General features: G+C 67.2%; 22 protein-coding genes. 16 read left to right on the forward strand and 6 right to left on the reverse strand.

The genetic code is table 11. From position 1 onward, the window contains the following. The 3 genes from PV781_RS14120 (at nucleotide 1) to PV781_RS14130 (ending at nucleotide 2,956) form a co-directional block, all read left to right on the forward strand. On the forward strand, nucleotides 1-441 hold the full coding sequence (locus tag PV781_RS14120; protein WP_274776268.1) for an RrF2 family transcriptional regulator: 441 nt from the start codon (nucleotides 1-3) through the stop codon (nucleotides 439-441). A 115-nt stretch (nucleotides 442-556) separates the two neighbouring features. Next, nucleotides 557-1,543, forward strand: a complete 987-nt coding sequence (cysK, locus tag PV781_RS14125; protein ID WP_274776269.1) for a cysteine synthase A — start codon at nucleotides 557-559, stop codon at nucleotides 1,541-1,543. A gap of 156 nt (nucleotides 1,544-1,699) precedes the next feature. After that, on the forward strand, nucleotides 1,700-2,956 hold the full coding sequence (locus PV781_RS14130; protein ID WP_274776270.1) for an aminopeptidase: 1,257 nt from the start codon (nucleotides 1,700-1,702) through the stop codon (nucleotides 2,954-2,956). A gap of 87 nt (nucleotides 2,957-3,043) precedes the next feature. On the opposite strand, the gene trpA is transcribed toward PV781_RS14130, so the two are convergent. From trpA to PV781_RS14155, 5 genes are all read right to left on the reverse strand, one after another. Continuing rightward, a complete protein-coding gene (gene trpA, locus PV781_RS14135; protein ID WP_274776271.1) occupies nucleotides 3,044-3,883 on the reverse strand; it encodes a tryptophan synthase subunit alpha in 840 nt (279 codons plus the stop codon). A 71-nt stretch (nucleotides 3,884-3,954) separates the two neighbouring features. After that, nucleotides 3,955-4,287 (reverse strand): hypothetical protein, encoded by a 333-nt coding sequence (locus PV781_RS14140; RefSeq protein WP_274776272.1) that lies wholly within the window; start codon nucleotides 4,285-4,287, stop codon nucleotides 3,955-3,957. Further along, nucleotides 4,284-5,495 carry a tryptophan synthase subunit beta gene (gene trpB, locus PV781_RS14145; RefSeq protein WP_274776273.1) on the reverse strand — a complete coding sequence of 404 codons (1,212 nt, stop codon included), beginning with the start codon at nucleotides 5,493-5,495 and terminating at the stop codon, nucleotides 4,284-4,286. The genes PV781_RS14140 and trpB overlap by 4 nt, the downstream gene beginning before the upstream one ends. Further along, the gene (locus tag PV781_RS14150) at nucleotides 5,492-6,169 is read right to left on the reverse strand and encodes a phosphoribosylanthranilate isomerase (protein ID WP_274776274.1); all 678 of its coding nucleotides are present in this window, start codon (nucleotides 6,167-6,169) and stop codon (nucleotides 5,492-5,494) included. The genes trpB and PV781_RS14150 overlap by 4 nt, the downstream gene beginning before the upstream one ends. Nucleotides 6,170-6,246: 77 nt before the next feature. Continuing rightward, complete coding sequence (locus tag PV781_RS14155) at nucleotides 6,247-7,233, reverse strand: complex I NDUFA9 subunit family protein (protein WP_274776275.1); 987 nt, start codon at nucleotides 7,231-7,233, stop codon at nucleotides 6,247-6,249. Nucleotides 7,234-7,530: 297 nt separating this feature from the next. Here PV781_RS14155 and rpsT point away from each other — a divergent pair, with 297 nt between their 5' ends. The 9 genes from rpsT to PV781_RS14200 all read left to right on the forward strand — a co-directional run bounded on the left by rpsT (nucleotide 7,531) and on the right by PV781_RS14200 (nucleotide 18,139). Then, nucleotides 7,531-7,797, forward strand: coding sequence for a 30S ribosomal protein S20 (rpsT, locus tag PV781_RS14160; protein WP_274776276.1), 267 nt, complete (start codon nucleotides 7,531-7,533; stop codon nucleotides 7,795-7,797). Between the two features lie 1,118 nt (nucleotides 7,798-8,915). After that, nucleotides 8,916-10,403, forward strand: coding sequence for a chromosomal replication initiator protein DnaA (gene dnaA, locus PV781_RS14165; RefSeq protein WP_274776277.1), 1,488 nt, complete (start codon nucleotides 8,916-8,918; stop codon nucleotides 10,401-10,403). 256 nt (nucleotides 10,404-10,659) lie between these two features. Beyond that, the gene (gene dnaN / locus PV781_RS14170; RefSeq protein WP_274776278.1) at nucleotides 10,660-11,778 is read left to right on the forward strand and encodes a DNA polymerase III subunit beta; all 1,119 of its coding nucleotides are present in this window, start codon (nucleotides 10,660-10,662) and stop codon (nucleotides 11,776-11,778) included. Between the two features lie 92 nt (nucleotides 11,779-11,870). Then, nucleotides 11,871-12,980, forward strand: coding sequence for a DNA replication/repair protein RecF (gene recF / locus PV781_RS14175; protein ID WP_425532405.1), 1,110 nt, complete (start codon nucleotides 11,871-11,873; stop codon nucleotides 12,978-12,980). Nucleotides 12,981-13,135: 155 nt separating this feature from the next. Next, nucleotides 13,136-13,783 (forward strand): L,D-transpeptidase, encoded by a 648-nt coding sequence (locus tag PV781_RS14180; protein ID WP_274776279.1) that lies wholly within the window; start codon nucleotides 13,136-13,138, stop codon nucleotides 13,781-13,783. Between the two features lie 107 nt (nucleotides 13,784-13,890). Further along, entirely contained in the window at nucleotides 13,891-14,424 is a 534-nt protein-coding gene (locus PV781_RS14185; protein ID WP_274776280.1) for an arsenate reductase ArsC, read from the forward strand. Nucleotides 14,425-14,517: 93 nt separating this feature from the next. After that, complete coding sequence (locus PV781_RS14190) at nucleotides 14,518-15,132, forward strand: LysE family translocator (RefSeq protein WP_274776281.1); 615 nt, start codon at nucleotides 14,518-14,520, stop codon at nucleotides 15,130-15,132. Nucleotides 15,133-15,186: 54 nt separating this feature from the next. Then, complete coding sequence (gyrB, locus tag PV781_RS14195; RefSeq protein WP_274776282.1) at nucleotides 15,187-17,613, forward strand: DNA topoisomerase (ATP-hydrolyzing) subunit B; 2,427 nt, start codon at nucleotides 15,187-15,189, stop codon at nucleotides 17,611-17,613. A gap of 121 nt (nucleotides 17,614-17,734) precedes the next feature. Further along, entirely contained in the window at nucleotides 17,735-18,139 is a 405-nt protein-coding gene (locus PV781_RS14200; RefSeq protein ID WP_274776283.1) for a PBECR3 domain-containing polyvalent protein, read from the forward strand. A 228-nt stretch (nucleotides 18,140-18,367) separates the two neighbouring features. On the opposite strand, the gene PV781_RS14205 is transcribed toward PV781_RS14200, so the two are convergent. Then, entirely contained in the window at nucleotides 18,368-19,474 is a 1,107-nt protein-coding gene (locus PV781_RS14205; protein ID WP_274776284.1) for a hypothetical protein, read from the reverse strand. A 163-nt stretch (nucleotides 19,475-19,637) separates the two neighbouring features. Here PV781_RS14205 and lhgO point away from each other — a divergent pair, with 163 nt between their 5' ends. From lhgO to PV781_RS14225, 4 genes are all read left to right on the forward strand, one after another. Then, nucleotides 19,638-20,822, forward strand: a complete 1,185-nt coding sequence (gene lhgO / locus PV781_RS14210) for an L-2-hydroxyglutarate oxidase (RefSeq protein WP_274776285.1) — start codon at nucleotides 19,638-19,640, stop codon at nucleotides 20,820-20,822. Between the two features lie 14 nt (nucleotides 20,823-20,836). Next, on the forward strand, nucleotides 20,837-22,621 hold the full coding sequence (locus tag PV781_RS14215) for a glucan ABC transporter ATP-binding protein/ permease (RefSeq protein ID WP_274776286.1): 1,785 nt from the start codon (nucleotides 20,837-20,839) through the stop codon (nucleotides 22,619-22,621). 129 nt (nucleotides 22,622-22,750) lie between these two features. Continuing rightward, entirely contained in the window at nucleotides 22,751-24,205 is a 1,455-nt protein-coding gene (locus PV781_RS14220; protein WP_274776287.1) for a D-alanyl-D-alanine carboxypeptidase family protein, read from the forward strand. A 76-nt stretch (nucleotides 24,206-24,281) separates the two neighbouring features. Continuing rightward, complete coding sequence (locus PV781_RS14225) at nucleotides 24,282-25,433, forward strand: CobW family GTP-binding protein (protein WP_274776288.1); 1,152 nt, start codon at nucleotides 24,282-24,284, stop codon at nucleotides 25,431-25,433. Nucleotides 25,434-25,442 lie beyond the last annotated feature (9 nt).

Consider the following 25,442-nt stretch of genomic DNA (forward strand, 5'->3'; position numbering starts at 1 on the left):
ATGCCGCGTTTATCCGACAAGAGCCTGCTCGCCATTGCCGCCGTCGTGGATGTGGCAATCCACGCGCGGGGCGCGCCGGTCGCCGCCAAGGCCCTCGCCGCCCGTCACGAACTGCCCCCTCGCCGTCTGGAACCGGTGCTCCAGGCCCTGGTTCATGCCGGGGTCCTGAAGGGGGTGCGCGGCCCCCGCGGGGGCTATGAACTGGCCCGCGAGCGTCGGCGCATCTCGGTGGCCGAGATCGTCCGCGTCGTTGAGGGCGCGGAGGAGGAGCAGGAGATCGTTCTGCCGCCGCTCGTTCTTGAGGTCGTGCAGCCGGCGGTGGCCGCCGCCGAGCAGACCTTCGACGCGGCGCTGGACACCGTGACGCTAGAGGATCTGTGCCGATCCGCGGACAATAAGGGCCACGGCTCGGAACACGACCGCATCGATTTTACCATTTAGGGGCCGTTGCCAGCGATGCCGGATGGGCCGTGCGCGGCATCCGGCCCATCGTCGGCATCCGGGCGCCCGGTCAGGATGCCCGCAAAAGGCACCCGCATCACCTGGGAGAAAGTCCATGGCAGAAAACCCAGCCAAGTTGACGCCCGTGGAAGGCGTCCGCCCCGGACGGGGCCGGGTCTATGATTCCATCATCGAGACCATCGGCAACACGCCGCTGGTGCGGCTGCACCGGCTGCCCGAGCTGCGCGGCGTGAAGGCCGAGATCCTCGCCAAGCTGGAATTCTTCAACCCCATTTCCAGCGTGAAGGACCGCATCGGCGTCGCCATGGTTGCCGCCATGGAAGAGGCCGGCGTGCTGCATCCCGACACGGTGCTGGTGGAACCCACCTCCGGCAATACCGGCATCGCGCTCGCCTTCGTGGCCGCCGCCCGCGGTCTGCGGCTGATCCTGGTGATGCCCGAATCCATGTCGGTGGAGCGCCGGAAGATGCTGGCGCTGCTCGGCGCCGAGCTGGTGCTCACGCCCGCCAATCTCGGCATGAAGGGCGCCGTCGCCCGCGCCGAGGAACTGGTGCGCGACCTCCCCAAGGCGGTGATGCCCCAGCAGTTCAAGAACAAGGCCAATCCCGCCATCCATCGCCGCACCACGGCAGAGGAGATCTGGAACGACACCGAAGGCAAGGTGGACGTGGTGGTCTCGGGCGTCGGCACGGGTGGTACCATCACCGGCATTGGCCAGGTGCTGAAACCCCGAAAGGCCTCGCTGCGCATGGTGGCGGTGGAGCCCGAGGACAGCCCGGTGCTGTCCGGCGGCGCGCCCGGCCCGCACAAGATCCAGGGCATCGGTGCGGGCTTCGTGCCGGAGGTCCTGGACCGCGCGGTGATCGACGAGGTGGTGACGGTGGGCAACCAGACCGCCTTCGACACCGCCCGCGCACTCGCCCGCTATGAGGGCATTCCCGGCGGCATCTCCTCTGGCGCAGCCATAGCTGCAGCGCTGGAAATCGGCGCCCGCCCGGACATGGCCGGCAAGACCATCGTCGCCATCGTCCCCTCTTTTGCGGAGCGCTATCTCTCCACGGCCCTGTTCGAGGGGCTGTGAGGGCGACGGGGCGCGGCGTTCCTCGCCGCGCCGCTTCCTGACCAAATTTTGCCGGCTTTTTAGTCGGCTAATTCGCTCAAGGGCGACGCCTTGTCTGCTGGCAGGATGCGCCGCACCTCCTATGTTGAAGGTGTAACAGGAAGCGGACGTCCTCCCATGACCACGCATCAACGCAACATCGCCGCCGCCATTGACCCGGTGAAGCTCGACCGGCTGGCCGAGGTGGCGGTCCGGGTGGGTCTGGCGCTGCAGCCGGGCCAGGATCTTTTCCTGACGGCCCCCGTGGGTGCCCTGCCTTTGGTGCGGCGCATTGCCGAGCACGCCTACAAGGCCGGTGCCGGCCTCGTGACCCCCATCCTTTCGGACGAAGAAATCGCCCTGGCGCGCTATCGCAATGCGCCGGACGCCAGTTTCGATCGTGCACCCACTTGGCTCTATGACGGCGTCGCCAAGGCTTTTTCCGCCAATACGGCGCGCCTTGCCATTGTCGGCGACAATCCCATGCTGCTGGCGGGTGAGGACCCCGCCAAGGTGGCGCGCGCCAACAAGGCCAATTCCATCGCCTACCAGCCGGCTTTGGAGAAGATCGCTGGCTTCGACATCAATTGGAGCATTGTCGCCTTCCCCGGCACCTCCTGGGCCAAGCTTGTCTTCCCCGACGATGCGGAGGACGTGGCTGTGGCGAAGCTCGCCGATGCCATCTTCGCCGCCTCCCGCGTGGACCTGGATGATCCGGTCGCCGCCTGGGATGCCCACAATGCCGCCCTGCGCGCCCGCACCGGCTGGCTCAATGCCCATCGCTTCCAGGCCCTCCACTTCAAGGGTCCCGGCACCGACCTCGTCGTGGGCCTCGCCGACGACCACGAATGGCAGGGTGGCGCCTCGCAGGCCAAGAACGGCGTCATCTGCAACGCCAATATTCCAACCGAAGAGGTGTTCACCACGCCCCACGCCTTCCGCGTGGAGGGACACGTCTCGTCCACCAAGCCCCTATCCTACCAGGGCACGCTGATCGACGACATTTCCGTGCGCTTCGAGGGCGGGCGCATCGTGGAGGCCAAGGCCAGCAAGGGCGAGACGGTGCTCAACAAGGTGCTGGACACCGATGCCGGCGCAAGGCGCCTGGGCGAAGTGGCGCTCGTGCCCCATTCCTCGCCCATCTCAAAGAGCGGGCTGTTGTTCTACAATACCCTGTTCGACGAAAACGCCGCCTGCCATATCGCGCTCGGCCAGTGCTACGCCAAGTGCTTCCTGGACGGTGCCACCCTGACCCCCGAGGAGATTGCGGCCAAGGGTGGCAATAAGAGCCTCATCCATATCGACTGGATGATCGGCTCGGGCGAGATCGACATTGACGGCATTGCCGCGGACGGCAGCCGCGTGCCCGTGTTCCGCAAAGGCGAATGGGCCTGAGGGGCCCTGCCGACACCCTCGAACGAAAAAGCCCGGCTGCGCGCCGGGCTTTTTTATGGATCGGAACGGTAAATTGCCTTCGGCAGCCTACTCCGCCGCGGCGCGCCGCACGCCGCGCACGGCGGCAGAGAGGTCGCGCACCAGGCGCTCGACGGACGGCTGGGTGGACGCCGTGGCCTTGCCTTCGCTGTCGAGCGAGGTGCGCACCGCCTCAACCAGGGCCGAACCGACCACCACCGCATCGGCACCGGCCGCGATGGCGGCCGCCTGTTCGGGCGTCTTCACGCCGAAGCCCACCGCCACCGGCAGGTCGGTGTGACCCTTGATGCGCGTCACGGCCTGCGACACCAGATTGGCATCGGGCGTGGCCGAGCCGGTGATGCCGGTGATGGACACGTAATAGACAAAGCCCGCCGTATGGGCGAGCACCGTCGGCAGGCGCTTGTCGTCTGTGGTGGGGGTCGCGAGGCGGATGAAGTCCAGGCCCGCGGCCAGGGCCGGCAGGCAGAGTTCGTCATCCTCTTCCGGCGGCAGGTCGACCACGATGAGGCCGTCTACGCCGGCTGCCTTGGCATCCTCCAGGAAGCGGGGCACGCCATAAATGTAGATGGGGTTGAAATAGCCCATCAGCACAATGGGGGTGGCCGGTTCGCCCGCGCGGAACTCCCGCACCAGTTCCAGCGTGCGGGCCAGCGTCTGCCCCGCCTTCAGCGCCCGCAGCCCGGCCGCCTGGATGGCCGGACCATCCGCCATGGGATCGGTGAAGGGCACGCCCACCTCGATCACGTCCGCTCCAGCCGCCGGCAGCGCCTTCAGGATGGAGAGCGAGGTGTCGTAGTCCGGATCGCCGGCGGTGATGAACGTCACGAGGCCCGGCCGCCCGAGGCGGGCGAGTTCGGCGAAGCGGGTGGAGATGCGCGTGGTCATGGAAGGTCGCAGTCTTTGGCCGGTCCCGGGCGGGAACGAAGCGCAGGAACGTGAGCGCGGGAACGAGAGGCTCAGTTCGCCGGGCTGGTGATGGCGCACTTGGCGGTGGTGGCCGAGGTGGCCCCCATCAGGCGCACCTGGTCCGCCCCGGTGACGCCAGGCACGGTGCTGAACAAGGTGGTGTAGGATGTGCCCAGTGACTTGTTCTTGGCGGTGAAGAACTCGCAGGTCACAACGATCTGCGCCAGCACGATGGTGCTGGTATTCTTCACCTGGACGCTCACAAAGGCGCCCGCCGGGTCGGTGAGCACCTTTCCGGCTGTCAGTTCCAGCCCCTGCGGGGCCGCAAGGGCCGCGCCGGAGGTGGTGGCAAGCAGGACGAACGCGGACGCGACCTTCTTCATAAGTGCCCCCCGAGATGCTCAGCTACCGTGAAGATGTCCTTGTCGCCCCGGCCGGACAGATTGACCACCATGATGTGGTCCTTCGGCTTCTTCGGCGCGATCTCCATGACCTTGCCGATGGCGTGGGCGCATTCGAGGGCGGGAATGATGCCCTCCAGACGTGAGAGCAGCTGGAAGCCCTCCAGGGCCTCGCTGTCGGTGCAGGGAATGTAGGTCACCCGACCCACATCATGCAGCCAGGAATGCTCCGGCCCGATACCGGGATAATCGAGGCCGGCGGAGATGGAATGGGCCTCGGCGATCTGGCCGTCGCCATCCATGAGCAGATAGGTGCGGTTGCCATGCAGCACGCCGGGACGGCCGCCGGAAATGGAGGCTGCATGCTGGCCGCTGGAAATGCCGTGCCCGGCCGCCTCGACGCCGTAGATCTCCACGTCCTTGTCATCCAGGAACTCGTGGAACAGGCCGATGGCGTTGGAGCCGCCGCCCACCGCCGCGATCAGGCTGTCCGGGCCACGCCCTTCCGCTTCCAGGAGTTGCTCGCGCGTCTCGCGGCCGATGATGGACTGGAAGTCCCGCACCATGGACGGATAGGGATGGGGGCCGGCCACCGTGCCGATGCAATAGAAGGTGTCGTGCACGTTGGTCACCCAGTCGCGCAGCGCCTCGTTCATGGCGTCCTTCAGGGTGCGCGAACCGGAGGTCACGGGCACCACGGTGGCGCCCAGCATGTTCATGCGGAACACGTTGGGCTTTTGCCGCTCCACATCCACCGCGCCCATATAGACCACGCACTTCAGGCCGAAGCGGGCGCACAAGGTAGCGGTGGCGACGCCATGCTGGCCGGCGCCGGTCTCGGCGATGATCCGCTCCTTGCCCATGCGGCGGGCGAGCAGGATCTGGCCGAGCACGTTGTTCACCTTGTGGGAGCCGGTGTGGTTCAGCTCCTCGCGTTTCAGATAGATCTTGGCGCCACCCAGATGCTCGGACAGGCGCTCGGCATAATAAAGCGGCGAGGGCCGGCCCACATAATGGCTGAGATAGCCCGCCATCTCCGCCTTGAAGGCGGGGTCGACCTTGGCGTCCTCATAGGCCTGCTCCAGTTGCAGGATGAGGGGCATCAGCGTCTCGGCGACAAAACGGCCGCCATGAATGCCGAAATGGCCGCGGTCATCGGGGCCGGTGCGATAGGAATTCAGCGCATTCACGAGACTTGGCTTCCCACCTGAGACGAAGGAGTGGCACCCGCGCGCACGGCGCGGACGAAGGCGTGGATCTTTTCCGGCGACTTCACGCCGGGCTCAGTCTCCACGCCGGAGGATACGTCCACGCCATCCATTCGGACGCGTGCAAGAGCCTGCGACACATTGGACGGATCGAGCCCTCCCGAAAGCATGACGGGCCGGCCGGGGTCAAGGGCGCTGAGCAGGTTCCAGTCGAACACACGCCCGTTTCCACCCGGCAGCGCTGCATCAGGCGGCGGCTTGGCGTCGAACAGCAGGCGGTCGGCGACCGATGCATAGTCAGGCACAAGGGCAAGATCGGCGGCCTCTGACACGGGCAGCGCCTTCATCACCGGGCGGGCGAACCGCGCGCGGATCTGCGCCACCCGCTCAGGGGTCTCATGACCGTGCAATTGCAGGATGTCGGGGGCGAAAGTGGCGACGATGTCGGCGAGGAGGCGGTCATCTGCGTCCACCACCAAGGCCACGGTCGCGGCGCGGCCGCGCACCAGGGGGGTGAGGGCCGTGGCCTGCGCCAAGGAGAGGTGGCGGGGGCTCTTGGGAAAATGCACGAAGCCGACCAGATCGGCCCCGGCCTCCAGCGCGGCCTCCAGGGCCTCCGGCGTCTTCAGGCCACAGATCTTGACTTCGATGCCCATAAACCATGTGGGGGCGCCTCGGCGCCCCCCTCCTCGCTCGCCTGTCGCGGCCGGCTCACTCTAGCCGGTCCTGTGCCTCAGGTCTCCACGCGGGTGAACTGCCCCGCCTTGCGGAAGCGCCAGAGATAGCTCGGCAGGACGGAGGACATGGAAGCGGCCGCGATGCCCAGCCCCTGCAGGGTGCGCCCGTCCGCGATGGCGGCGTCGCTCACCACATTGTCGTGGCGCAGCAGTTCCACCTGGTCGCGCGTCAGCATGGGGGCGGGCAGCGCCTCCATGAAACGGGCGGCGAAGCTGGCGAGGCCGAAAGGCAGGTCGACGAGGGCGCGATGGCTGCCGATCTCGTGCAGCATCAGCTCCATCAATTCCTTGAAGGTGCGCACCTCCGGCCCACCCAGCTCATAGACGGCGCCGGGCTTCGCCTTGCCGTCCACAGCCCTCTGGGCCGCGGCGGCGACATCGCCCACGAACACCGGCTGGAAGCGCGTGGTGCCCCCGCCGATCAGCGGCAAAGCCGGCATGAAGCGGGAGAGGGAGGCGAATCGGTTGAAGAACTCGTCCTCGGGACCGAACACCAGGGAAGGGCGCAGGATGACGGCCTCGGGAACCGTCGCCCGCACCAGCGCCTCGCCCTCGCCTTTGGAGGCGGCATATTCGGATTCGGCCTTGGGGTCGGCGCCGATGGCCGACACATGAACAAGGCGGGCGCCCGCTCCCGCCGCAGCCTTGGCGATGGCCTTGGCGCCGAAAACGTGGACAGCCTCGAAAGTCTGGCGGCCGCTGGGGGCGAGGATGCCCGTGAGGTTCAGAACCGCGTCGGACCCTTGGGCCGCACGGGCGACCGAGTCGGGGTAGCGCACATTGGCCTGAACCACGTGGATCTGGCCCACATAGCCCAACGGCTGGAGAAAGCCGGCCAGTTCCGGACGGCGCACCGGCACACGGATGCGATAGCCGCGCTTGGCCAGCGCGCGCACCACATAGCGCCCCAGGAAGCCGGAACCGCCGAACACTGTCACCAGACTGTCGGTCACGGGCCGCTCGGCCACCGCCACTTCGCTCATGCCTCTGTCCCTCGGTCTGTTCGCAGGGCAACCTATGCTCAAGGTGGGTGACAGATAAGCGAGGGGGAACCGATCGTCCAGCGCGCACGGCGTCGCGGGAGCGACTATATATAAGGCCAGAGCAAGCGGACTGCGGCGGGGCCACTGCAAGACCCCGTTGACGCAAGACCCGCCAGACCTTATAAGCCCGGCACTTCGCTGGCGGCGTGAGCGGCCGGCACTGGAATTCATTCATCGCAGCGCGCCTGCCGGTCCCGGCTGGAATTTGCCTGCGACATAACAGGTAAAGGACGGCCGATGGCCAATACGCCTTCCGCCAAGAAGGCGGCGCGCAAGATTGAGCGCCGCACCGAAGTCAACCGCGCGCGCCGCTCTCGCGTGCGCACCTTCCTGCGCAAGCTCGAAGACGCCATTTCCGCTGGCGACGTCGCCAATGCAAATGCGGCATTCAAGGCTGCCGAGCCCGAGATCATGCGCGCTGTGACCAAGGGTGTGCTGCACAAGAACACCGCTGCCCGCAAGGTTTCGCGTCTTGCGCATCGGGTCGCCAAGCTCAGCGTCTGAGGAATACCTGCCTTCATCTTGAAGGCTGAGGGTCATGAACGGGGTCCGGCTTGCCGGGCCCCGTTTTCGTTGGCGTCGCGCTGTCCCGCTCCGCCCGGTCGCCTGTGCGACAGGCACAGATCGCTTGCTCCACCTCACTCGCCACGCGAAGGGGGCGGCACCGGCCAGCCGGCCGGCGGCATCTCTGCCGTTTGGATCGGATCGGGGGGGTGTCGGACGGATCTCGACGGGAGGGGACGGCGGGTGTGGACCCGAATCGCACCCGCACTGAAGGGGCTTGCCTCTCCAGCCGACGTCGTCAAGTGCACCCCCCATTCATACAGCCGACGCATTGTGGATGGAGCCACCTCAACCGCACAGGAAAAGCTGATGCGACTGAGGAGGTTAGCAGCCAAGCCAAAATGTCATCCCTCGCGTCCCTCGGTTAACGGTAATTAAGCACCGGGAGATTGGAATCCTAATCACTCCAACCGGGTCCAGGAATGGATTGAATCTCATTGTGTCATCAGAGGTTTGCCGGCTGACTTAAACCCCTTGCACGAGATGTCGCTGCGGCGCTTTTCCCCCACAATTCAGCCCCGCGGGGAAAGCCGTTGCACCCTCCACGAGGCCTGTGTATGTTCAATCTCACTCCGGGCACGGACCCGATCATCAACAAAAGACTCCTGATTTATCAGCTCTTTAAAGAAGGGGAGGGTGTTTCATGTGTCCGCATTCACACTCCCCGCAGAAAAGGGCTCCAGGGAGCATCACATTCAACCTCAGCTTGCTGGACGTATTCTCAACATGATCGTCCAACGGTGGTGAGCTGACGTTATATTCATATTTTTTCTGAACTCAACTTGGAGGCGCCCCGGGCTTTACCGGTGGCGTATGGGGCGGCTATGACTTCTGACACTGGTGCTGACATCGGCAAACATCCTGAGTGTCACTGCGTGTCCAAGCTTGTCCCCGACACCAAGTGCCCTTCGGCGGCAGAACCGGCGGAGCTCGCGATGGGCGTCATCTGAGCGCCCCGCACCCGTCGCTATTCCCCAACTCTTGATGTGCCCGCGCGCCTTTGGCGCGGCCGGCAGCGCGTCGCAACCAGGGAGCCGCACCAAGCGGCCAAGACCCTTATGCTGAAACCGGAACCCGTAGACGTCGCCCAATTCCGCCCGGCCCCCCGGGCCGTCGTGGCCACTGCCAGCTTCAGCCAGCAGTGGGAGCGGGTCTGCGCCCGGTTGCGCGAGGAAATCGGTGAGGAATCCTACACCAGCTGGTTCGCGCGCCTGGAGCTGGACAAGGTGAGTGCGGATTGCGTGCACCTGTCGGTGCCCACCCGCTTCCTGAAGGCCTGGATCCAGGACCATTATCTGGAGCGCATCGCGGATCTGTGGCGCGACGAGACCGGCTCGGCCCGCCGCGTGGACGTGGCCGTGCGCTCGGCCGTTGCCCGTCCGCTGCCGCTGAAGGCCGCCAACGAGCCGCGCGCCGTCATCGTCGAGCGCGCCGTGGAGCCGCGCCCCGTGGCGGTCGCCAGCACTCCGGCCGCCTCCCCTTCCGCCGCCGCCTCCGACATGACGGTGGGCTCGCCCCTCGACGCCCGCTTCACCTTCGAGACCTTCGTGGTGGGCAAGTCCAACACGCTGGCCCATGCCGCCGCCCGCCAGGTGGCGGAGGCCGCGCCCGGGGCCGGCCCCATCTTCAACCCGCTTTATCTTCATGCGGCCGTCGGCCTCGGCAAGACTCACCTGCTCCAGGCCGCCGCCTGGGCTGGCGCCGCGCGCGGCCGCCGGGTGGTTTACCTCACCGCTGAGCGCTTCATGTACGGCTTCGTGGCCGCCCTGAAGACCCATGCGGCGATCGCCTTCAAGGATGCGCTGCGCAGCATCGACACGCTGCTCATCGATGATCTGCAATTCCTGACCGGCAAGAACATGCAGCAGGAATTCTGCCACACCCTCAACGCCCTGATGGATGCCGGACGGCAGGTGATGGTGGCGGCCGATCGTCCCCCGTCCGAACTGGACGCCCTCGACGACCGGGTGCGCTCGCGCCTTGCCGGCGGCCTCGTGGTGGAGCTTGCTCCGCTGGAAGAAGACCTGCGCCACCAGATCCTCAAGTCGCGCTGCCAGGCGCTCGCCGAGCAGCACAAGGGCTTTGCGGTACCCACCCAGGTTCTGGAACTGCTGTCCCGCAATGGCGGACAGAGCGGGCGTGACCTTGATGGCGCCCTCAACAAGCTGCTCGCGGCCAACAAGCTCACCGGCGAGCCGGTGACCATGGAAATGGCCGAGAATGCGGTGCGTGACCTGGTGCGTCCCAACGACCCCAAGCGCGTGCGGGTGGATGACATCCTGCGTGTGGTGTCCAAGCATTACAACGTGTCGCGCGCCGACCTCCTGTCCCAGCGCCGCACCGCCACCGTGGTGAAGCCGCGCCAGATCGCCATGTATCTGGCCAAGGTCCTCACCCTGCGCTCCCTGCCGGAGATCGGCCGCCGCTTCGGCGGGCGCGACCACACCACCGTGCTTCATGCGGTGCGCAAGATCGACGGCCTGATCGCCACGGACCGCGCCTTGGCAGAAGAGATCGAGAGCCTGAAGCGCCTCGTCAACGAGTGAGGCGCCGGCCGCTCAGCGGCCGAGCGAGGCTCCCATTCCGCGCGCCCGCAAGGGTGCGCTTTCGTTTGGGAACTCTGCGAACGCGGGGAAAATCGTCCACACCCTCGGGAAATGGGGGCCGTGCCCTTGCTTTGCCGCACTGCGGACGGCAATGTCGGCGGCCCCGCCGGTTCGTCAGCGACGAGCACGAGGGGCCGAGGGAGCGCCGCTGCCTCGCGCATCCGTTTCCCCGAGCAGAGAGTCACGGATCAGGGCCATGAAGGTCACCGTCGAACGCGCCGAGCTGCTCAAGTCGCTCAGCCACGTCCACCGGGTCGTGGAGCGCCGCAACACCATCCCGATCCTCGCCAACGTGCTGATCCGCACCGGCAGTTCCGGCCTTTCGCTGAAGGCCACGGACCTCGACCTGGAAGTGGTGGAGACCATCGCCGCCGAGATCGGCCAGGATGGTGCCACCACCGTGCCCGCGCACGTCATCTATGACATTGTCCGCAAGCTGCCCGAGGGCTCGCAGGTGGGAATCGAGGCGAGCGGCGAGCGCGGCTCGCTGCTGGTGCGCGCCGGACGCGCCCGCTTCACTCTCCAGACCTTGCCCGAGACCGACTTCCCGGACCTCGCCGCGGGCGAGTTCACCCATTCCTTCAAGCTGAAAGCCTTCGAGTTGCGGCGCCTGGTGGACAAGACCCAGTTCGCCATCTCCACCGAAGAGACCCGTTATTATCTGAACGGCATCTACCTGCACGTGGCCGAGACCAATGGCGAAGCGCGCCTGCGGGCGGTGGCCACCGACGGCCATCGCCTCGCCCAGGCCGAGCTGCCGGCGCCCGAGGGATCCGCCGGCCTGCCGGGGGTCATCATCCCGCGCAAGACGGTGGCCGAGGTGCAGAAGCTGCTGGAAGACAAGGACGCGGAAGTCACCGTCTCCCTGTCCGCCACCAAGATCCGCGTGGCGGTGGGGGCCATCGTGCTCACCTCCAAGCTCATCGACGGCACCTTCCCCGATTATGGCCGGGTCATCCCCGCCGGCAACGACAAGACGCTGCTGGTGGACAAGGCCGATTTCGCCGCCGCCGTTGACCGCGTATCCACCGTCTCCAGCGAGCGCGGGCGGGCCGTGAAGCTCTCCATCGCCGATGGTCGGCTGGTCCTGTCCGTCACCAATCCCGATTCCGGCAGCGCCACCGAGGAACTGGAAGTGGACTACGGATCGGAAGCCCTCGATATCGGCTTCAACAGCCGCTATTTGCTGGACATCACGGCCCAGCTGGAAGGCGACACGGCCGAGCTGAAGCTGGCCGACCCCGGCTCGCCCACCTTGGTGCGCGACAGCACCAAGACCGACGCGCTCTACGTGCTCATGCCCATGCGGGTGTGAGCACAACGGATCAGCCGCCTTTGGCGCCGGAAGCGCCCCCTCCCCCGCCCGGGCCTCGCCCGGCCGGCTATCGGCGCACCGGCGTCCACCGCATCACCCTGACGCGGTTCCGCTCCTATCCCTCCGCTCATCTGGTGGCGGGCGACGGGCCGATCGTGCTCACGGGGCCCAACGGCGCCGGCAAGACCAATCTGCTGGAAGCCATTTCCTTCCTGTCTCCCGGACGGGGCCTGCGCCGTGCGCGTCTCGACGAGGTGGCCAACAGCGCGGGCGATGGTGCCTGGGCGGTGGCCGCCAAGGTGGAGGGCGCGCTCGGAGACGTCCTGCTCGGCACCGGCATGGATGCCCCCGGCGAAGGCGCCACGACCCGCCGCTACCGGATCGACCAGCAGCCGGTGCCCTCCGCCACATCCTTTCTCGACCATGTGAAGGTGGTCTGGCTGACGCCGGAAATGGACGGCCTGTTCACCGGCCCGCCCTCCGACCGGCGGCGCTTTCTCGACCGTCTGGTCCTGGCGGTGGACCCGCACCATGGCAGCCGGGTGAATGGGCTGGAGCGCGCGCTCGCCTCGCGCAACCGCCTGCTTCAGGAGGGGGCCAATGACCGCTTCCTCGGCGCGGTGGAGCACGAGGTGGCGGAATTGGCCATCGCGGTTTCAGCCGCCCGTCTTGAGACCGTGGACCGGCTGGCGGAGGAGATCGCCGCCGGGCTCGACGAGGCTTCCCCCTTCCCCTTCGCCCGCATCGCCCTGGACGGGCAGATCGAGGATGCGCTGCGCGCGGCCCCGGCCGTGGAGGTGGAGGACCGCTACCGCGCCCGCCTCCGGGAGATGCGCCCCCGCGACCGGGCGGCAGGACGCACGCTGGAAGGCCCGCATCTGTGCGACCTTGCGGTGACCCACGGGCCCAAGGACCTGCCCGCCGCCCGCTGCTCCACGGGCGAACAGAAGTCCCTTCTCATCGGCCTTGCTTTGTCCCATGCGCGGCTCGTCGCGGCCATGCAGGGCTATGCGCCGGTGGTGCTCCTGGACGACGTCGTGGCCTATCTGGACGGCCCGCGCCGCGCCGGCCTGTTCGAGGCGCTCGCCCGGCTGAACGGACAGGTCTGGATGACCGGGGCCGATCCCGCCGCCTTTGCCGGCCTGGAGGGTGCGGAGCGCTTTGCGGTCCATCCCGGCGGCGTCGTGGCCGAGCGCGCCTGACGGCGCACGCCGCAATCCCCGCGACGCGCCTTGACGCGCCGCAATCACAGGCGCGCGAGCGTGCATTTTCAACGGGTGTGGCCGGGCTGCAACCAGCCGGGAACCGGCACATGCTACGCATGGTTAAGCGATTCGCATCGACGAACCGGGGTTCCATGTCCAGCGACAGCCTTCCCGCCGCGAAGATCAGCCGCCGCCTGCTGGTTCTCGGAACACCTCTCATTCTGGCCGCGTGCCAGACAGACGGCCGTCAGCCGCTCACCACCCAGGTTTCCATGTACGGCCCCGTGCCGGGGGAGCCCTTCGAGGTGGACGCGGTCAACGTCGCCGAGATCGACCCGAAGTATCTGCGCCAGGAAGTGCCTTTCAGCGGCAATTATCCGCCCGGCACCATCGTCGTGAACGTGGAAGAGCGCTTCCTCTATCTGGTGCAGCCCGGCGGCAAGGCGATCCGCTATGGCGTTGGCGTCGGCAAGCAGGGCTATTCCTATCGCGGATGGGCGACCATCAAGCGTAAGGAGAAGTGGCCGAGCTGGACCCCCACGGCGAACATGATCCGCCTCCAGCCGGAGCGCTACGGCCCCTATGCCAGCGGCATGCCGGGCGGCGAGACCAACCCCCTCGGTCCGCGCGCGCTCTACCTTTATGACGGCGACCGGGACACCATGTTCCGCCTGCATGGCACCATTGAGCCGTGGAGCATTGGCGAGCAGGTCTCCTCGGGCTGCATCCGCCTGCTGAACCAGGACATTATCGACCTCTACGAGCGCGTTCCGCTCGGCACTCGCGTCTATGTGATGTAATTTGACACCGGCCCGGTCGAGGCCGGGGGACTGTCACACCTTCGTCAGGTTCCATGTGGGAAGTCTCCCCCAAGGCGGCCGTGCGCCGCAGTGTGTCGGAGGGGGATATGACCGGAGCCGAGGCCGTTGCGCCCTACACTGTGCTGTTCATCTGCAACACCAATGCGGGTCGCTCCCTCATCGCGGAAGCGATCCTGCGGCAGGAAGCCAGCGGCCATTTCACCGCCTATTCCGCCGGCGTGAACCCGGCGCACCAGGCAGATCCCTATGCGATCGAGACGCTGGTGGCCGAGGACGTCCCTGTCGCCGGCCTCCAGCCCAAGCCGCTCTCGGACTTCACCGGCCCGGATGCCCCGGAACTGGATTTCGTCTTCACGCTTTGTGACGAGTCCGCGGGTGAGCCGATGCCGGAATGGCCGGGAATGCCCCTTACCGCCCATTGGAGCATCGAGGACGCCGAGCATGTGGACGGCTCGCCCATCGATCACGAACGGGCCTTCGAGACCGTCTTCCATCATATCCGCAACCGCGTCCTTGCCTTCGCCGCCCTGCCGCTGCGGAGCCTCGACCGGCTGTCCCTGCACAGCCACATGCAGGCCATCGGAGCTGGTACCCACGCCCCCGCGGCCATCGAACGGTAATTCCGGCGTCCATCGCGGGAAAAGCCCTGCCGGTGCGGCAGTCCCGCGCCCGCAGGGCTTGACCTCGCGTGCGCATGCGCGCACACGGGGGGCATGGATTTTGGCACCCTCGCTTTCTTCGCAGGGATACTGACGCTGGCGGCCATGTCTCCGGGTCCCGCCGTGGTGGCCATCGTGGCGCGCACGCTGGCCCGCGGGCGTTCCGGCTCCGCCGCCTTCATTGCCGGCCTCGCGGTAGGCGATGTCATGTGGCTGGCGGCAGCCGCCCTCGGCATGGCCGCACTCGCCGCGACGCTTGGCAGCCTGTTCGTGCTGGTGCGCCTCGCCGGCGCCGCCTATCTGCTCTACATGGCCTATCGGCTGTGGACGGCGCGTCCCGCAGCCCCGGACTTTGCCGCCCCCAATGAGGGCGTCGACGGGGCCCGCCTGTTCGGCGCGGGACTTGCGGTCTCCTTCGGCAATCCAAAGACCATGGCCTTCTACCTCGCCTTGCTGCCGACGCTGGTTGATCTCAACCGCCTGTCGCTGCTGGGCTTCCTGGAGATGAGCGCGGTGATTCTGGTGGTGCTCGCGGGCGTTTTCGCGGCCTATGTGGTCCTGGCGGACCGGGCGCGGCGCTTCGTGGCCTCGGCCCGCGCCATGCGGTGGCTCAATCGGATCTGCGGCGGCGCCATGGCGGGCGCGGCGGTTGCGGTTGCCACCAAATAACCGCGTCTTTGCGGTAAAAGAGATTCAAGCGTTCCAACGATTCGAGACAGCATCATGGCCGAACCCGCAAGCGCGGCGTCCCCCGAGGAATACGGGGCACAATCCATCCAGGTCCTCAAGGGGCTGGACGCCGTGCGCAAGCGCCCGGGCATGTATATCGGTGACACGGACGACGGCTCCGGCCTGCACCACATGGTGTATGAGGTGGTGGACAACGCCATCGACGAGGCGCTGGCCGGCTATGCCAAGGAAGTCACCGTCACATTGAACGCGGATGGCTCGGTCACCGTCACCGATGACGGGCGCGGCATCCCCACCGACCTCCACCCGGAGGAAGGGGTCTCCGCCGCCGAGGTCATCATGACCCAGCTCCATGCGGGCGGTAAGTTCAACCAGAATTCCTACAAGGTCTCCGGCGGCCTCCACGGCGTCGGCGTCTCGGTGGTGAATGCGCTCTCCACCACGCTGGACCTGACCATCTGGCGGGATGGCAAGGAGCATTACATGCGCTTCCGCCACGGCGATGCAGAAGCCCCGCTCAAGGTGGTCGGCCCCGCCCCCGAGGGCAAGCGCGGCACCAAGGTCACCTTCCTGCCGAGCCCGGAAACCTTCACCCACATCGAATTCAACTATGCGACGCTGGAGCACCGGCTGCGTGAGTTGGCCTTCCTGAATTCCGGGGTGCGCATCGTGCTGACCGATGCGCGCACGCCAGAGGTCAAGGTCGAGGAGCTCATGTACGAGGGCGGCGTCGAAGCCTTCGTACGCTATCTCGACCGCAACAAGCAGGCGGTGCTGGCCAAGCCCATCGTCATCCGCTCGGAGCGGGACGGCATCACCGTGGAAGCCGCGCTGTCGTGGAATGACGGCTACCACGAGAACGTGCTCTGCTTCACCAACAACATCCCCCAGCGGGATCGCGGCACCCACTTCACCGGCTTTGCCGCCGCGCTCACGCGGCAGGTTATGTCCTATTCGGACGCCTCGGGCATCTCCAAGAAGGAGAAGGTCTCGCTTTCGGGCGAAGACTGCCGGGAGGGCCTGACCGCCGTACTCTCGGTGAAGGTGCCGGACCCGAAATTCTCGTCCCAGACCAAGGACAAGCTGGTTTCGTCCGAAGTGCGGCCGGTGGTTGAATCGCTGGTGTCCGAGGCGCTGAGCACCTGGCTTGAGGAAAACCCCTCCGAGGCCAAGGCCGTGGTGGGCAAGGTGGTGGAAGCCGCCGCCGCCCGCGAGGCCGCCCGCCGGGCCCGGGAACTCACCCGCCGCAAAAACCCGCTCGACATCGCCTCCCTGCCCGGCAAACTCGCCGACTGCCAGGAGCGCGATCCAGCCAAGTCCGAACTATTCATCGTCGAGGGTGACTCGGCCGGTGGCTCGGCCAAGCAGGGCCGCGACCGCGCTTTCCAGGCCATCCTGCCTTTGCGCGGCAAGATCCTGAACGTGGAGCGGGCGCGCTTCGACAAGATGCTCGGCTCCGATCAGATCGGCACGCTGATCACCGCGCTCGGCACCGGCATCGGCCGCGACGATTTCGATATCAACAAGCTGCGCTACCACAAGATCATCATCATGACCGACGCGGACGTGGACGGCTCCCACATCCGCACCTTGCTGCTCACCTTCTTCTTCCGGCAGATGCCGGAACTGGTGGAGCGCGGCCATCTCTTCATCGCCCAGCCGCCGCTCTACAAGGTGACGCGCGGCAAGTCGGAGAGCTACATCAAGGACGAGCGGGCACTGGAGGACTATCTCATCGCGGTGGGCCTCGACGATGCGGCGCTGCGGCTGGCCTCCGGCGAGGTCCGCACGGGCGCGGACCTTGGCGCGGTGGTGGAGACCAGCCGGCAGATGCGCGGCGCGCTCGGCGCACTGCATCCGCGCTATAATCGCGCGGTGGCCGAGCAGGCGGCGCTGGCCGGGGCGCTGGCCCCCAACCTGCTGGACGATCTGAACGCCGCCGCTGCGGCCGCCGCCCGCACCGCCGCTCGGCTCGATGCCCTGTCGGAAGAGACGGAGCGCGGGTGGACCGGCACGCTGGACGAAGCCGGCATGCGCTTCTCGCGCACCGTGCGCGGCGTGCTGGAGACCAACGTCCTCGACAACACCTTCCTCACCTCCCCCGACGCCCGGCGCCTGGACAATCTGGCCGGCGAGCTGGCCGGCGTGTTCGAGGGCGAGACTCTGCTGCGCCGCCGCGCCGACGACACCCGCCTGTTCGGCGCGGTGGACCTGTTCGACGCCGTTACCGATGCCGGCCGCAAGGGCCTCTCGCTCCAGCGCTACAAAGGGTTGGGCGAGATGAATCCCGGCCAGCTCTGGGAGACCACCCTGGACGTGAACGCCCGCTCCCTGCTGCAGGTGCGGGTGAAGGAAGTGGACGAGGCGGACGACCTCTTCAACCGCCTCATGGGCGACCTGGTTGAGCCCCGCCGCGACTTCATCCAGGAGAACGCGCTTAAGGCGAGCGTGGACGTCTGAGGGCGCGATCCGTCAGTGGGTAAATCGCAGCGCGGGCGCGCGTAGGAACGTGCGCCCTTCGATTGCAGTACAATCGGATTGCATCTAGTCGAGGCCGCGCAGCGTAAGCTATGCAGGCAAGATGTCGTCTGCACTCTTCGCATTTCGGGAGATTGATCTTGGCCCCCTCCCGGTGGAGGAGATCAACGCGACACTCGGACTTGAGTTGGAGCCGGGCAACGCGGTGCTGACGGTTGGCGCACAAAAGCACGTCTATAACCGGCATCCTGGTGACTTCGCGGCACACCTCGCCCATGTGGGGCTGGTCATCAAGGACCCGTCTTACATGGGCGATGATTTCCGAAATCGGGGAAAGATCGAACTCATCCGGCGGGTGCCCGGCCCGGCAGGCCTCTTGGTTGCGATCGTCATCGAACCGGATGATGACGGCAGGTATCACGTCGCCAGCTTCTATACGGTGACGCAATCCAGGATCGATCAGAGGCGCCAGAAGGGCACGGTTCTGAATACGCGCCGCAAATCATAAGGCCCGCCGGTGAGGGCGGGCCTTCGAAGCCTTGAACAATCTTCGGCAGGGTCCCAGTTTTCAGGCGGCAGCCTCGGCCAACCGCACTCCTGCATCTCTTCGCCGCGAGCGGCTACTTTACCGACCACACAGTCGGTGCGTGAGAAGGGCCTTCTCACCTCGAAACCTATTCAAGGTCGCGTTTAATATGGGGGACGCGGCCTGAAGCGTCAACGACCGCCGCCCCGTTCATTCGGCGCGGGAAACGAGCCCGCGGAGGCGCTGGTGGATGGCCGCCTCATGGCGCTGCCAGAACAGGCCGGCCCCCACCATGGCCAGTCCGATGGCGGACAAGGCGAGGGGGAACAGCAGACTGTCCCGGAACAACTCGAAGGATAGGTGGCCGAGATAGAGTGCCACGCCGATGGCGCCGAGAATGGTGAAGATCCGCCGGCCGATAACGGCCCCAAACAGCACCAGCACGCCGTTGAACAGGGCATAGCCCAGCCGAGCCGCCTCCGAGCCGCTGTCGCTCGCGGTCAGGGCCCCCCAAGCGGCCACAGCGCCGAACAGGTAGAGCCAGGTGGCGAAGTCCGGCCCGCCCCGCCGGTGGCGCAGACCATCCAGCACCCCGCCAGCCACGCACATGGCCAAGCCGAACACCAGCGAGACATGGCGCGCATGGTCGAGGTCCCATGGGTCGGTCCCCGCGGGCCAGCGGGCAAGATCCATGCTCATATACCAGAGCGTGAGCGCCACCGGCAGCACCAGGAAGGGGAGCCTCAGGCGCCAAAGCGCCAGGCCGCCGGCGAGCAGCGTCGCCAGTTCCAGCGTCAGCCAGCGGGCATCGATCCATTTGTGATACTGGTTGAACCGCGTCCCGGAAATGGCGCCGTCCATCTCGGGCCAGAGCCCCAGCGCATGCTGGGCCGACCAGGTGGCGAGCGGCACCAGGAAGACCGCCAGCGCCGCCAGGATGCCGGCCGGGATGGAAAAGCCCCTCCGCGCCAGCATTTCCGCCGACGTCCAGGCCACCATGGCGTAGAGCACGGCGAGCACCGCGATGCCCCATGGCCCCAGGACATCCCAGCTTAAGGTCATGAACAGGCTCATGGCCGAAATGGCCAGGAGACCGCCGAAATAATAGAGGGTGTGGCCGAAGCTGAAGCGTGCTTCTTCCGACTGCGCGCGCCCCTGCGCCAGGAACGCCCAGAGCGCCTCCACCCTCTCCGCCTCCACGAGCCCGGCAGACGCGGCCCGCTCCAGGTCGGTCCGCTCCAGGACGAGGCGCGCCGGTGGGGGGACGGAAGGAGCGGGAGAGTGGGTCATGGGCGAATCCGGCAGGTCATGGAACATGATTGTCCTCCCACCATGCGGAAGAAAGACGGCGGACATCCAACGACCCTGCTCGCCATTGCCTGCCGATCCGACCCCGGTCTAAACCCGTAGACAACTGGCTCCCGATGCCCGCGCATCGGCGGGCGTCGGCGCCCAGGCGCACGCAGGGCTTGGAGAGCGGATGACCTACGATTTCATCATCATCGGCGGTGGCATTGTGGGCCTTGCCACCGCGCTCCAGATCTCAACCCGCCGCCCCGATGCCGGCATCCTGCTGATCGAGAAGGAAGACCGCCTCGCCCGCCACCAGACCGGCCACAATAGCGGCGTCATCCATGCCGGCATCTATTATGCTCCCGGCAGCTTCAAGGCGGAGCTGTGCCGGAAGGGCGCGCAGGCCACCAAGGATTTCTGCACCGAGAACGGCATCCCCTTCGACGTGTGCGGCAAGATGATCGTCGCCACCAACGCGGACGAGGTCGCCCGCATGGATGCCCTCTATGAACGTGCCGTGGCCAACAACGTACCGCTGGAGCGGCTCGACGCAGCCGAGCTGAAGCGCCGGGAACCGCGCATCCGGGGGGTCGGCGCCCTGTTCGCACCCACCACCGGCATCGTGGACTATAAGCGCGTCTGCAATGCCATGGGCGACAAGATCACCAAGGCCGGCGGCACGGTGCGCCTCTCCGCTGAGGTGACCGCCATCACCGAGGGCCCGGAAAGCGTGGAGGTGGTGGCCGGCGGCACGACCTATCGCGCACGCAAGCTCGTGGCCTGCGCCGGGCTCCAGTCGGACCGGCTGGCGCGCCTCGCCGGGCTGTCCATCACCCATCGTATCGTGCCCTTCCGGGGCGAGTATTTTCGCCTGCCGCCGCGCCTCAATGATTTGGTCAAGAGCCTGATCTATCCGGTGCCAGATCCCACCTTGCCATTTCTCGGCATCCATCTCACCCGCATGATCGATGGCTCGGTAACGGTGGGCCCCAACGCGGTGGTTGGCCTTGCGCGGGAGGGCTATCGCAAGACCGCCATTTCGCTGCCCGACGTGCTCGACTATGCAGCCTTCCCCGGCTTCTGGCGCACGGTCGCCAAGCATCCCGGCGCCACCGCGCGGGAATTGCGCAATTCCCTGTTCAAGGGCGGTTATCTCGACGAGTGCCGCAAATATTGCCCGGAATTGGAAGCCTCAGATCTCGGCCCCTGCGAGGCCGGCATCCGCGCCCAGGCGGTGATGCCGGACGGGAGCCTCGTGCACGACTTCCTGTTCGTGGAGACGCCGCGCATGCTCCATGTGTGCAACGCCCCCTCCCCCGCCGCCACCTCCGCCTTGCCCATCGGCGAGATGATCGCGGACAAGGTGATGTAGGGCCGGGGGCAATCATGGGCGGCTTGTTACGAATCTATGGGCGCGCCCTGGCCCTGCTGGGGTCGCAGGCGAAGGTGGGCGTCGCGCTCGCCATCGGCAACCTGCTCCTCGCCATGGCCCAGTTCGCCGAGCCCATCCTGTTCGGCCGCATCATCAATGCGCTGGCGGGGGCGCAGGGCAGCGGCGCGACGCCGGGCTTCTCGGACCTCTTACCGCTGCTCGCCGCCTGGGCGGGGTTCGGCCTTTTCTCCATCGGCGCGGGCGTGCTGATCTCGCTGCATGCGGACCGGCTCGCCCATCGCCGGCGCCTGGGCGTGCTGACCGAATATTTCGAGCATGTCCTGCAATTACCCGCCGCCTTTCATGGCGAGACCCATTCCGGGCGGCTGCTGAAGATCATGCTCCAGGGCACCGACACGCTGTGGGGCCTGTGGCTGTCCTTCTTCCGCGACGATTGCGCGGCGTTGGTGGCCCTCGTGGTGCTGCTGCCCGTGGGCATCTGGATCAATTGGCGGCTCGGGCTCGTGCTCATCGTGCTGGTGGCGGTGTTCGGCCTCGTCACCGGCTATGTCATGCGCCGCACCGAGGCCATGCAGCGCAATGTGGAGCGCCACCATTCCTCGCTGGCCGAGCATGCCACCGACGCACTGGGCAATGTGGCACTGATCCAGAGTTACACCCGCATCGAGGCGGAGGTGAGCGGGCTGCGGGACACCGCCCATAGCCTCCTGGCGGCGCAGATCCCCGTCCTGTCCTGGTGGGCGCTGGTCTCCATGGCGACCCGCGCCGCCACCACGCTGACCATCCTCGCCATCCTGCTCATCGGGACCTGGCTGCATGTGAACGGCCTCGCCAGCATCGGCGAGATCGTGACCTATGTGGGCTTTGCCACCATGCTGATCGGCCGGCTTGACCACACCGTCTCCTTCGTGAACCGGCTGGTCTTGAACGCGCCGGGGCTCGCTGAGTTTTTCGGCGTGCTGGACACGGTGGGCCAGGTGCGCGACCGGCCGGGCGCGCCGGACCTTGGGGCGGTCAAAGGGGATGTGCGGTTCGAGGACGTGTCCTTCTCCTATGACGGCAAGCGCCCAGCCTTGCAGGATGTGAGCCTCCATGCGGCCCCGGGAGAGACGGTGGCACTGGTGGGGACCACCGGGGCTGGCAAGTCCACCGCGCTCGCGCTTCTCCATCGCATGTTCGATCCGCAATCGGGCCGCGTGCTCATAGATGGCGCCGATATTCGCGACGTAACGCTCTCCTCGCTGCGTCGGCAGATCGGCGTGGTGTTCCAGGAACCGCTGCTGTTCAACCGCTCCATCGAGGAGAACCTGAAGGTGGGCAAGCCGGATGCGAGCGAGGAGGACATGCGCCTCGCTTTGTCCCGCGCCCAGGCGCTGGAACTGGTGGAGCGCCATCCCGACGGGCTGAAGGCGAAGGTGGGCGAGCGCGGCCGCGCCTTGTCGGGCGGCGAGCGCCAGCGGCTGTCCATCGCCCGCGCGCTGTTGAAGAACCCGCCCATCCTGATCCTGGACGAAGCGACCAGCGCGCTCGATGCCGCGACCGAGCAGAAGGTGCAGGCGGCCCTCGACGAAGTGATGAAGCACCGCACCACTTTCGTGATCGCCCACCGCCTCGCCACTATCCGCACGGCCAATCGTATCCTGGTGTTCGAGGGGGGACGGGTGGTGGAGGCCGGCAGCTTCGAGGATCTGATGCGGCTCGGCGGACGATTCGCGGCGCTCGCGAAAGCGCAATTTCTCGCCGCGCCGGACCCCGACCGCCCCATCGCCGAGACCTGATGCCCCCTGACAAGCCTGCGCCAGGCTGGGCTTCCACGGCCTGCGACGGGGTTTCAGCTTTCCCGCGAGCGCGAAAAGCGATAAGGAGAAGGCTGGCCAAGGGGGCCCACCACCGTTACGGAGCCAGCTTTGCCGGGCTTTTCCAGTCTGCGCGCGGGCGTCGTCCTGCGCCAAATTGCCCTTGCGGCAGTCCTGATCGGCCTGCTGGGCACCGCCGCGCGCGCAACGCCCATGCTGCTGGTGGAAGCCGATACCGGCAAGGTTCTGGAGCAGCAGGAGGCCGGCCGGCCCTGGTATCCCGCCTCCGTCACCAAGCTGATGACCGTCTATGTGGCCCTGAACGCCGTGCGCGAAGGCCGCCTGACCATGGAGACGATGCTCACCGTCTCCCCCCTCGCCGCCTCGCAGCAGCCCACCAAGATGGGCTTCGGCCCCGGCAGTCAGGTGCCGCTCGACAGCGCGCTGAAGATGCTGATGGTGAAATCGGCCAACGACATCGCCGTGGTGATCGCCGAGGGCGTGGGCGGCTCGGTTCCCGATTTCGTCGCCGAGATGAACAGCACGGCCCAGCAGCTGGGCATGACGGGCTCCCATTTCGAGAATCCCAATGGCCTGCCCAATCCCGAGCAATACACCACCGCCCGCGATCTCGCGGTGCTCGCCCGGGCGCTGATCTATCATTTTCCCGAGAATGAAATGCTGTTCCGCATCCCCGCCATCCGGCTGGGGAAGATCGTGCTGCGGAACTATAACCGCCTGATCGACCGCTATCCCGGCGCCGACGGCATGAAGACCGGCTTCATCTGCGCCTCCGGCTTCAACCTGGTGGCCACCGCCACCCGCGGCAACAAGCGCCTCATCGCCGTCATCCTGGGCGCCCCCTCGGCGGTGGCGCGCACGGAGCAGGCCGCGCTTCTCTTCGAAAAGGGCTTCCAGCCCTCCTGGTCGATCTTCGGGGCGGCCTCGCCCACCCTCGACACCCTCGCCAATGTGGGCGGCACGCCGCCGGACATGAACATCTGCAACCGCAAGCGCGCGGTGGCGGCGGCCGAGAACGAGGACGACAACCTCTATAATCAGGGCGAGAGCTCGTCCTCCTATGCCATGTCCGCCGCTGTGGCGGCCGGCCTGAGCAAGGGAGAGGGCGCGGCGCTGCTCCAGAACCTCCCGCCCTCCATGCCGCCGGTCCCCGTCACCGCCATCGTGCGCATGCCGCCTGCGGAGGAGAAGGCCGACAAGAAGACCGGCGTCGCCATCAAGGACAGCAAGGACCCGGCCAGCGGCTCCAAGCAGAAGACCGCTGTCATCTCCACCGGCTCCGACAAGAAGCCGGACGCCGCCAGCGCGTCCAAGCCCGCCGCCAAGGACACGTCGAAGGATGGCGCGAAGGCGACGACGTCCGCCAAGGATGCGGGCGCCAAAAGCACGTCGTCCAAGGACGCCAAGCCAGCCGGAAGCTCATCAGCCACCGCTGCCGCCACGCCCGCGCCGAAGCCCGCCGCCAAGCCTAAGGCTTCCAGCGGCACAAGCGACAGCACCGATCCCCTGACCTTCGGCCCGCCGCCCGCCCGCCCGGGCACCTGAGCGACCGCCTCGGCCTGCGCCCCACCTTGAAGGTTCAAGGCGGGGCGCGGCGTGAAGGTCCCGAGTACCGACAGACATGACCGAGACCGCCTCCTCCACGCCGGACCGCCCTCGTCCCGGCCCGCCTGCGCCTCTTCCCGTAACGGTGCTCACCGGCTTCCTGGGGGCCGGCAAGACCACCTTGCTGAACGCGCTGCTGGCGGACCCCGCCTTGGCGGACACCGCCGTGCTCATCAACGAGTTCGGCGAGATCGGGCTTGATCATCTGTTCGTGCGCGAGGTGAAGGACGGCATCGTCCTGCTGGCCAGCGGATGCGTGTGCTGCACCGTGCGCGGCGACCTGGTGGCAGCGCTGGAAGACCTGCTGCGCGGGCGCGACAACAATCGCCTGCCGCCTTTCTCGCGGGTGCTGGTGGAGACCACCGGCCTCGCCGATCCCGCGCCCATCCTCTTCACCCTCATGACCCACCCCTATCTGGTGCTGCGCTATCGGCTGGACGGGGTGGTGACGGTGGTGGACGCCATCAATGGCTCGGCCACCCTGGATGATCACCCGGAAGCAGTGAAGCAGGCGGCGGTGGCGGACCGCATCGTCCTCACCAAGACCGACCTCGTGGAGACGCCCGCCCAGCGGGCGGCGCTCGCGGACCTGAAGGCCCGCCTGACGCGGCTTGCCCCTGCCGCGCCGGTGCTCGACGCCTCCAAGGGCGAGGCCACCGCCGGGGCGCTGCTCCAGGCCGGGCTTTATGACCCCGACCGCAAGATCCCCGATGTCTCCCGCTGGCTGGCCGACGAGCGCATCGCCGCCGCCCAGGAGGACATCGCCGGCCACGACCCCAACCGCCACGACGACCGCATCCGCGCCTTCACCCTCGCGACCGACGCGGCCATCTCCGCCTCCACCCTCGACCTCTTCCTGGAATTGCTGCGCGCCACCTATGGCGCCAACATGCTGCGGATGAAGGGCATCGTGCGGCTCGCGGATGATCCCTCCGCGCCTGTGGTGCTGCATGGGGTGCAGCATGTGATGCATCCCCCCACCCGCTTGCCGGGCTGGCCGGACGATGACCACCGCACCCGCCTCGTCATGATCGTGAAGGACCTGGACCCGGCGGTGGTGCAGCGCCTGTTCTCCGCGTTTCTCGGCGTGCCACAGGTGGACACGCCGGATCGTGCGGCCCTCACCGACAATCCGCTGGCCCCGGCCGGGCTTGCGCCCCGGCGCTGAACCGCGACC

The organism is Aquabacter sediminis, assembly GCF_028863665.1.
Lineage (GTDB): Bacteria > Pseudomonadota > Alphaproteobacteria > Rhizobiales > Xanthobacteraceae > L1I39.

Excerpts from the sequence above, each read along its gene's own strand:
- PV781_RS14120 (WP_274776268.1), top strand. The coding sequence starts at position 1 with ATGCCGCGTTTATCCGACAAGAGCCTGCTCGCCATTGCCGCCGTCGTG.
- cysK (WP_274776269.1), top strand. The coding sequence starts at position 557 with ATGGCAGAAAACCCAGCCAAGTTGACGCCCGTGGAAGGCGTCCGCCCC.
- PV781_RS14130 (WP_274776270.1), top strand. The coding sequence starts at position 1,700 with ATGACCACGCATCAACGCAACATCGCCGCCGCCATTGACCCGGTGAAG.
- trpA (WP_274776271.1), bottom strand. The coding sequence starts at position 3,883 with ATGACCACGCGCATCTCCACCCGCTTCGCCGAACTCGCCCGCCTCGGG.
- PV781_RS14140 (WP_274776272.1), bottom strand. The coding sequence starts at position 4,287 with ATGAAGAAGGTCGCGTCCGCGTTCGTCCTGCTTGCCACCACCTCCGGC.
- PV781_RS14150 (WP_274776274.1), bottom strand. The coding sequence starts at position 6,169 with ATGGGCATCGAAGTCAAGATCTGTGGCCTGAAGACGCCGGAGGCCCTG.
- PV781_RS14155 (WP_274776275.1), bottom strand. The coding sequence starts at position 7,233 with ATGAGCGAAGTGGCGGTGGCCGAGCGGCCCGTGACCGACAGTCTGGTG.
- rpsT (WP_274776276.1), top strand. The coding sequence starts at position 7,531 with ATGGCCAATACGCCTTCCGCCAAGAAGGCGGCGCGCAAGATTGAGCGC.
- dnaA (WP_274776277.1), top strand. The coding sequence starts at position 8,916 with ATGCTGAAACCGGAACCCGTAGACGTCGCCCAATTCCGCCCGGCCCCC.
- dnaN (WP_274776278.1), top strand. The coding sequence starts at position 10,660 with ATGAAGGTCACCGTCGAACGCGCCGAGCTGCTCAAGTCGCTCAGCCAC.
- PV781_RS14180 (WP_274776279.1), top strand. The coding sequence starts at position 13,136 with ATGTCCAGCGACAGCCTTCCCGCCGCGAAGATCAGCCGCCGCCTGCTG.
- PV781_RS14185 (WP_274776280.1), top strand. The coding sequence starts at position 13,891 with ATGACCGGAGCCGAGGCCGTTGCGCCCTACACTGTGCTGTTCATCTGC.
- PV781_RS14190 (WP_274776281.1), top strand. The coding sequence starts at position 14,518 with ATGGATTTTGGCACCCTCGCTTTCTTCGCAGGGATACTGACGCTGGCG.
- gyrB (WP_274776282.1), top strand. The coding sequence starts at position 15,187 with ATGGCCGAACCCGCAAGCGCGGCGTCCCCCGAGGAATACGGGGCACAA.
- PV781_RS14200 (WP_274776283.1), top strand. The coding sequence starts at position 17,735 with ATGTCGTCTGCACTCTTCGCATTTCGGGAGATTGATCTTGGCCCCCTC.
- PV781_RS14205 (WP_274776284.1), bottom strand. The coding sequence starts at position 19,474 with ATGTTCCATGACCTGCCGGATTCGCCCATGACCCACTCTCCCGCTCCT.
- lhgO (WP_274776285.1), top strand. The coding sequence starts at position 19,638 with ATGACCTACGATTTCATCATCATCGGCGGTGGCATTGTGGGCCTTGCC.
- PV781_RS14215 (WP_274776286.1), top strand. The coding sequence starts at position 20,837 with ATGGGCGGCTTGTTACGAATCTATGGGCGCGCCCTGGCCCTGCTGGGG.
- PV781_RS14225 (WP_274776288.1), top strand. The coding sequence starts at position 24,282 with ATGACCGAGACCGCCTCCTCCACGCCGGACCGCCCTCGTCCCGGCCCG.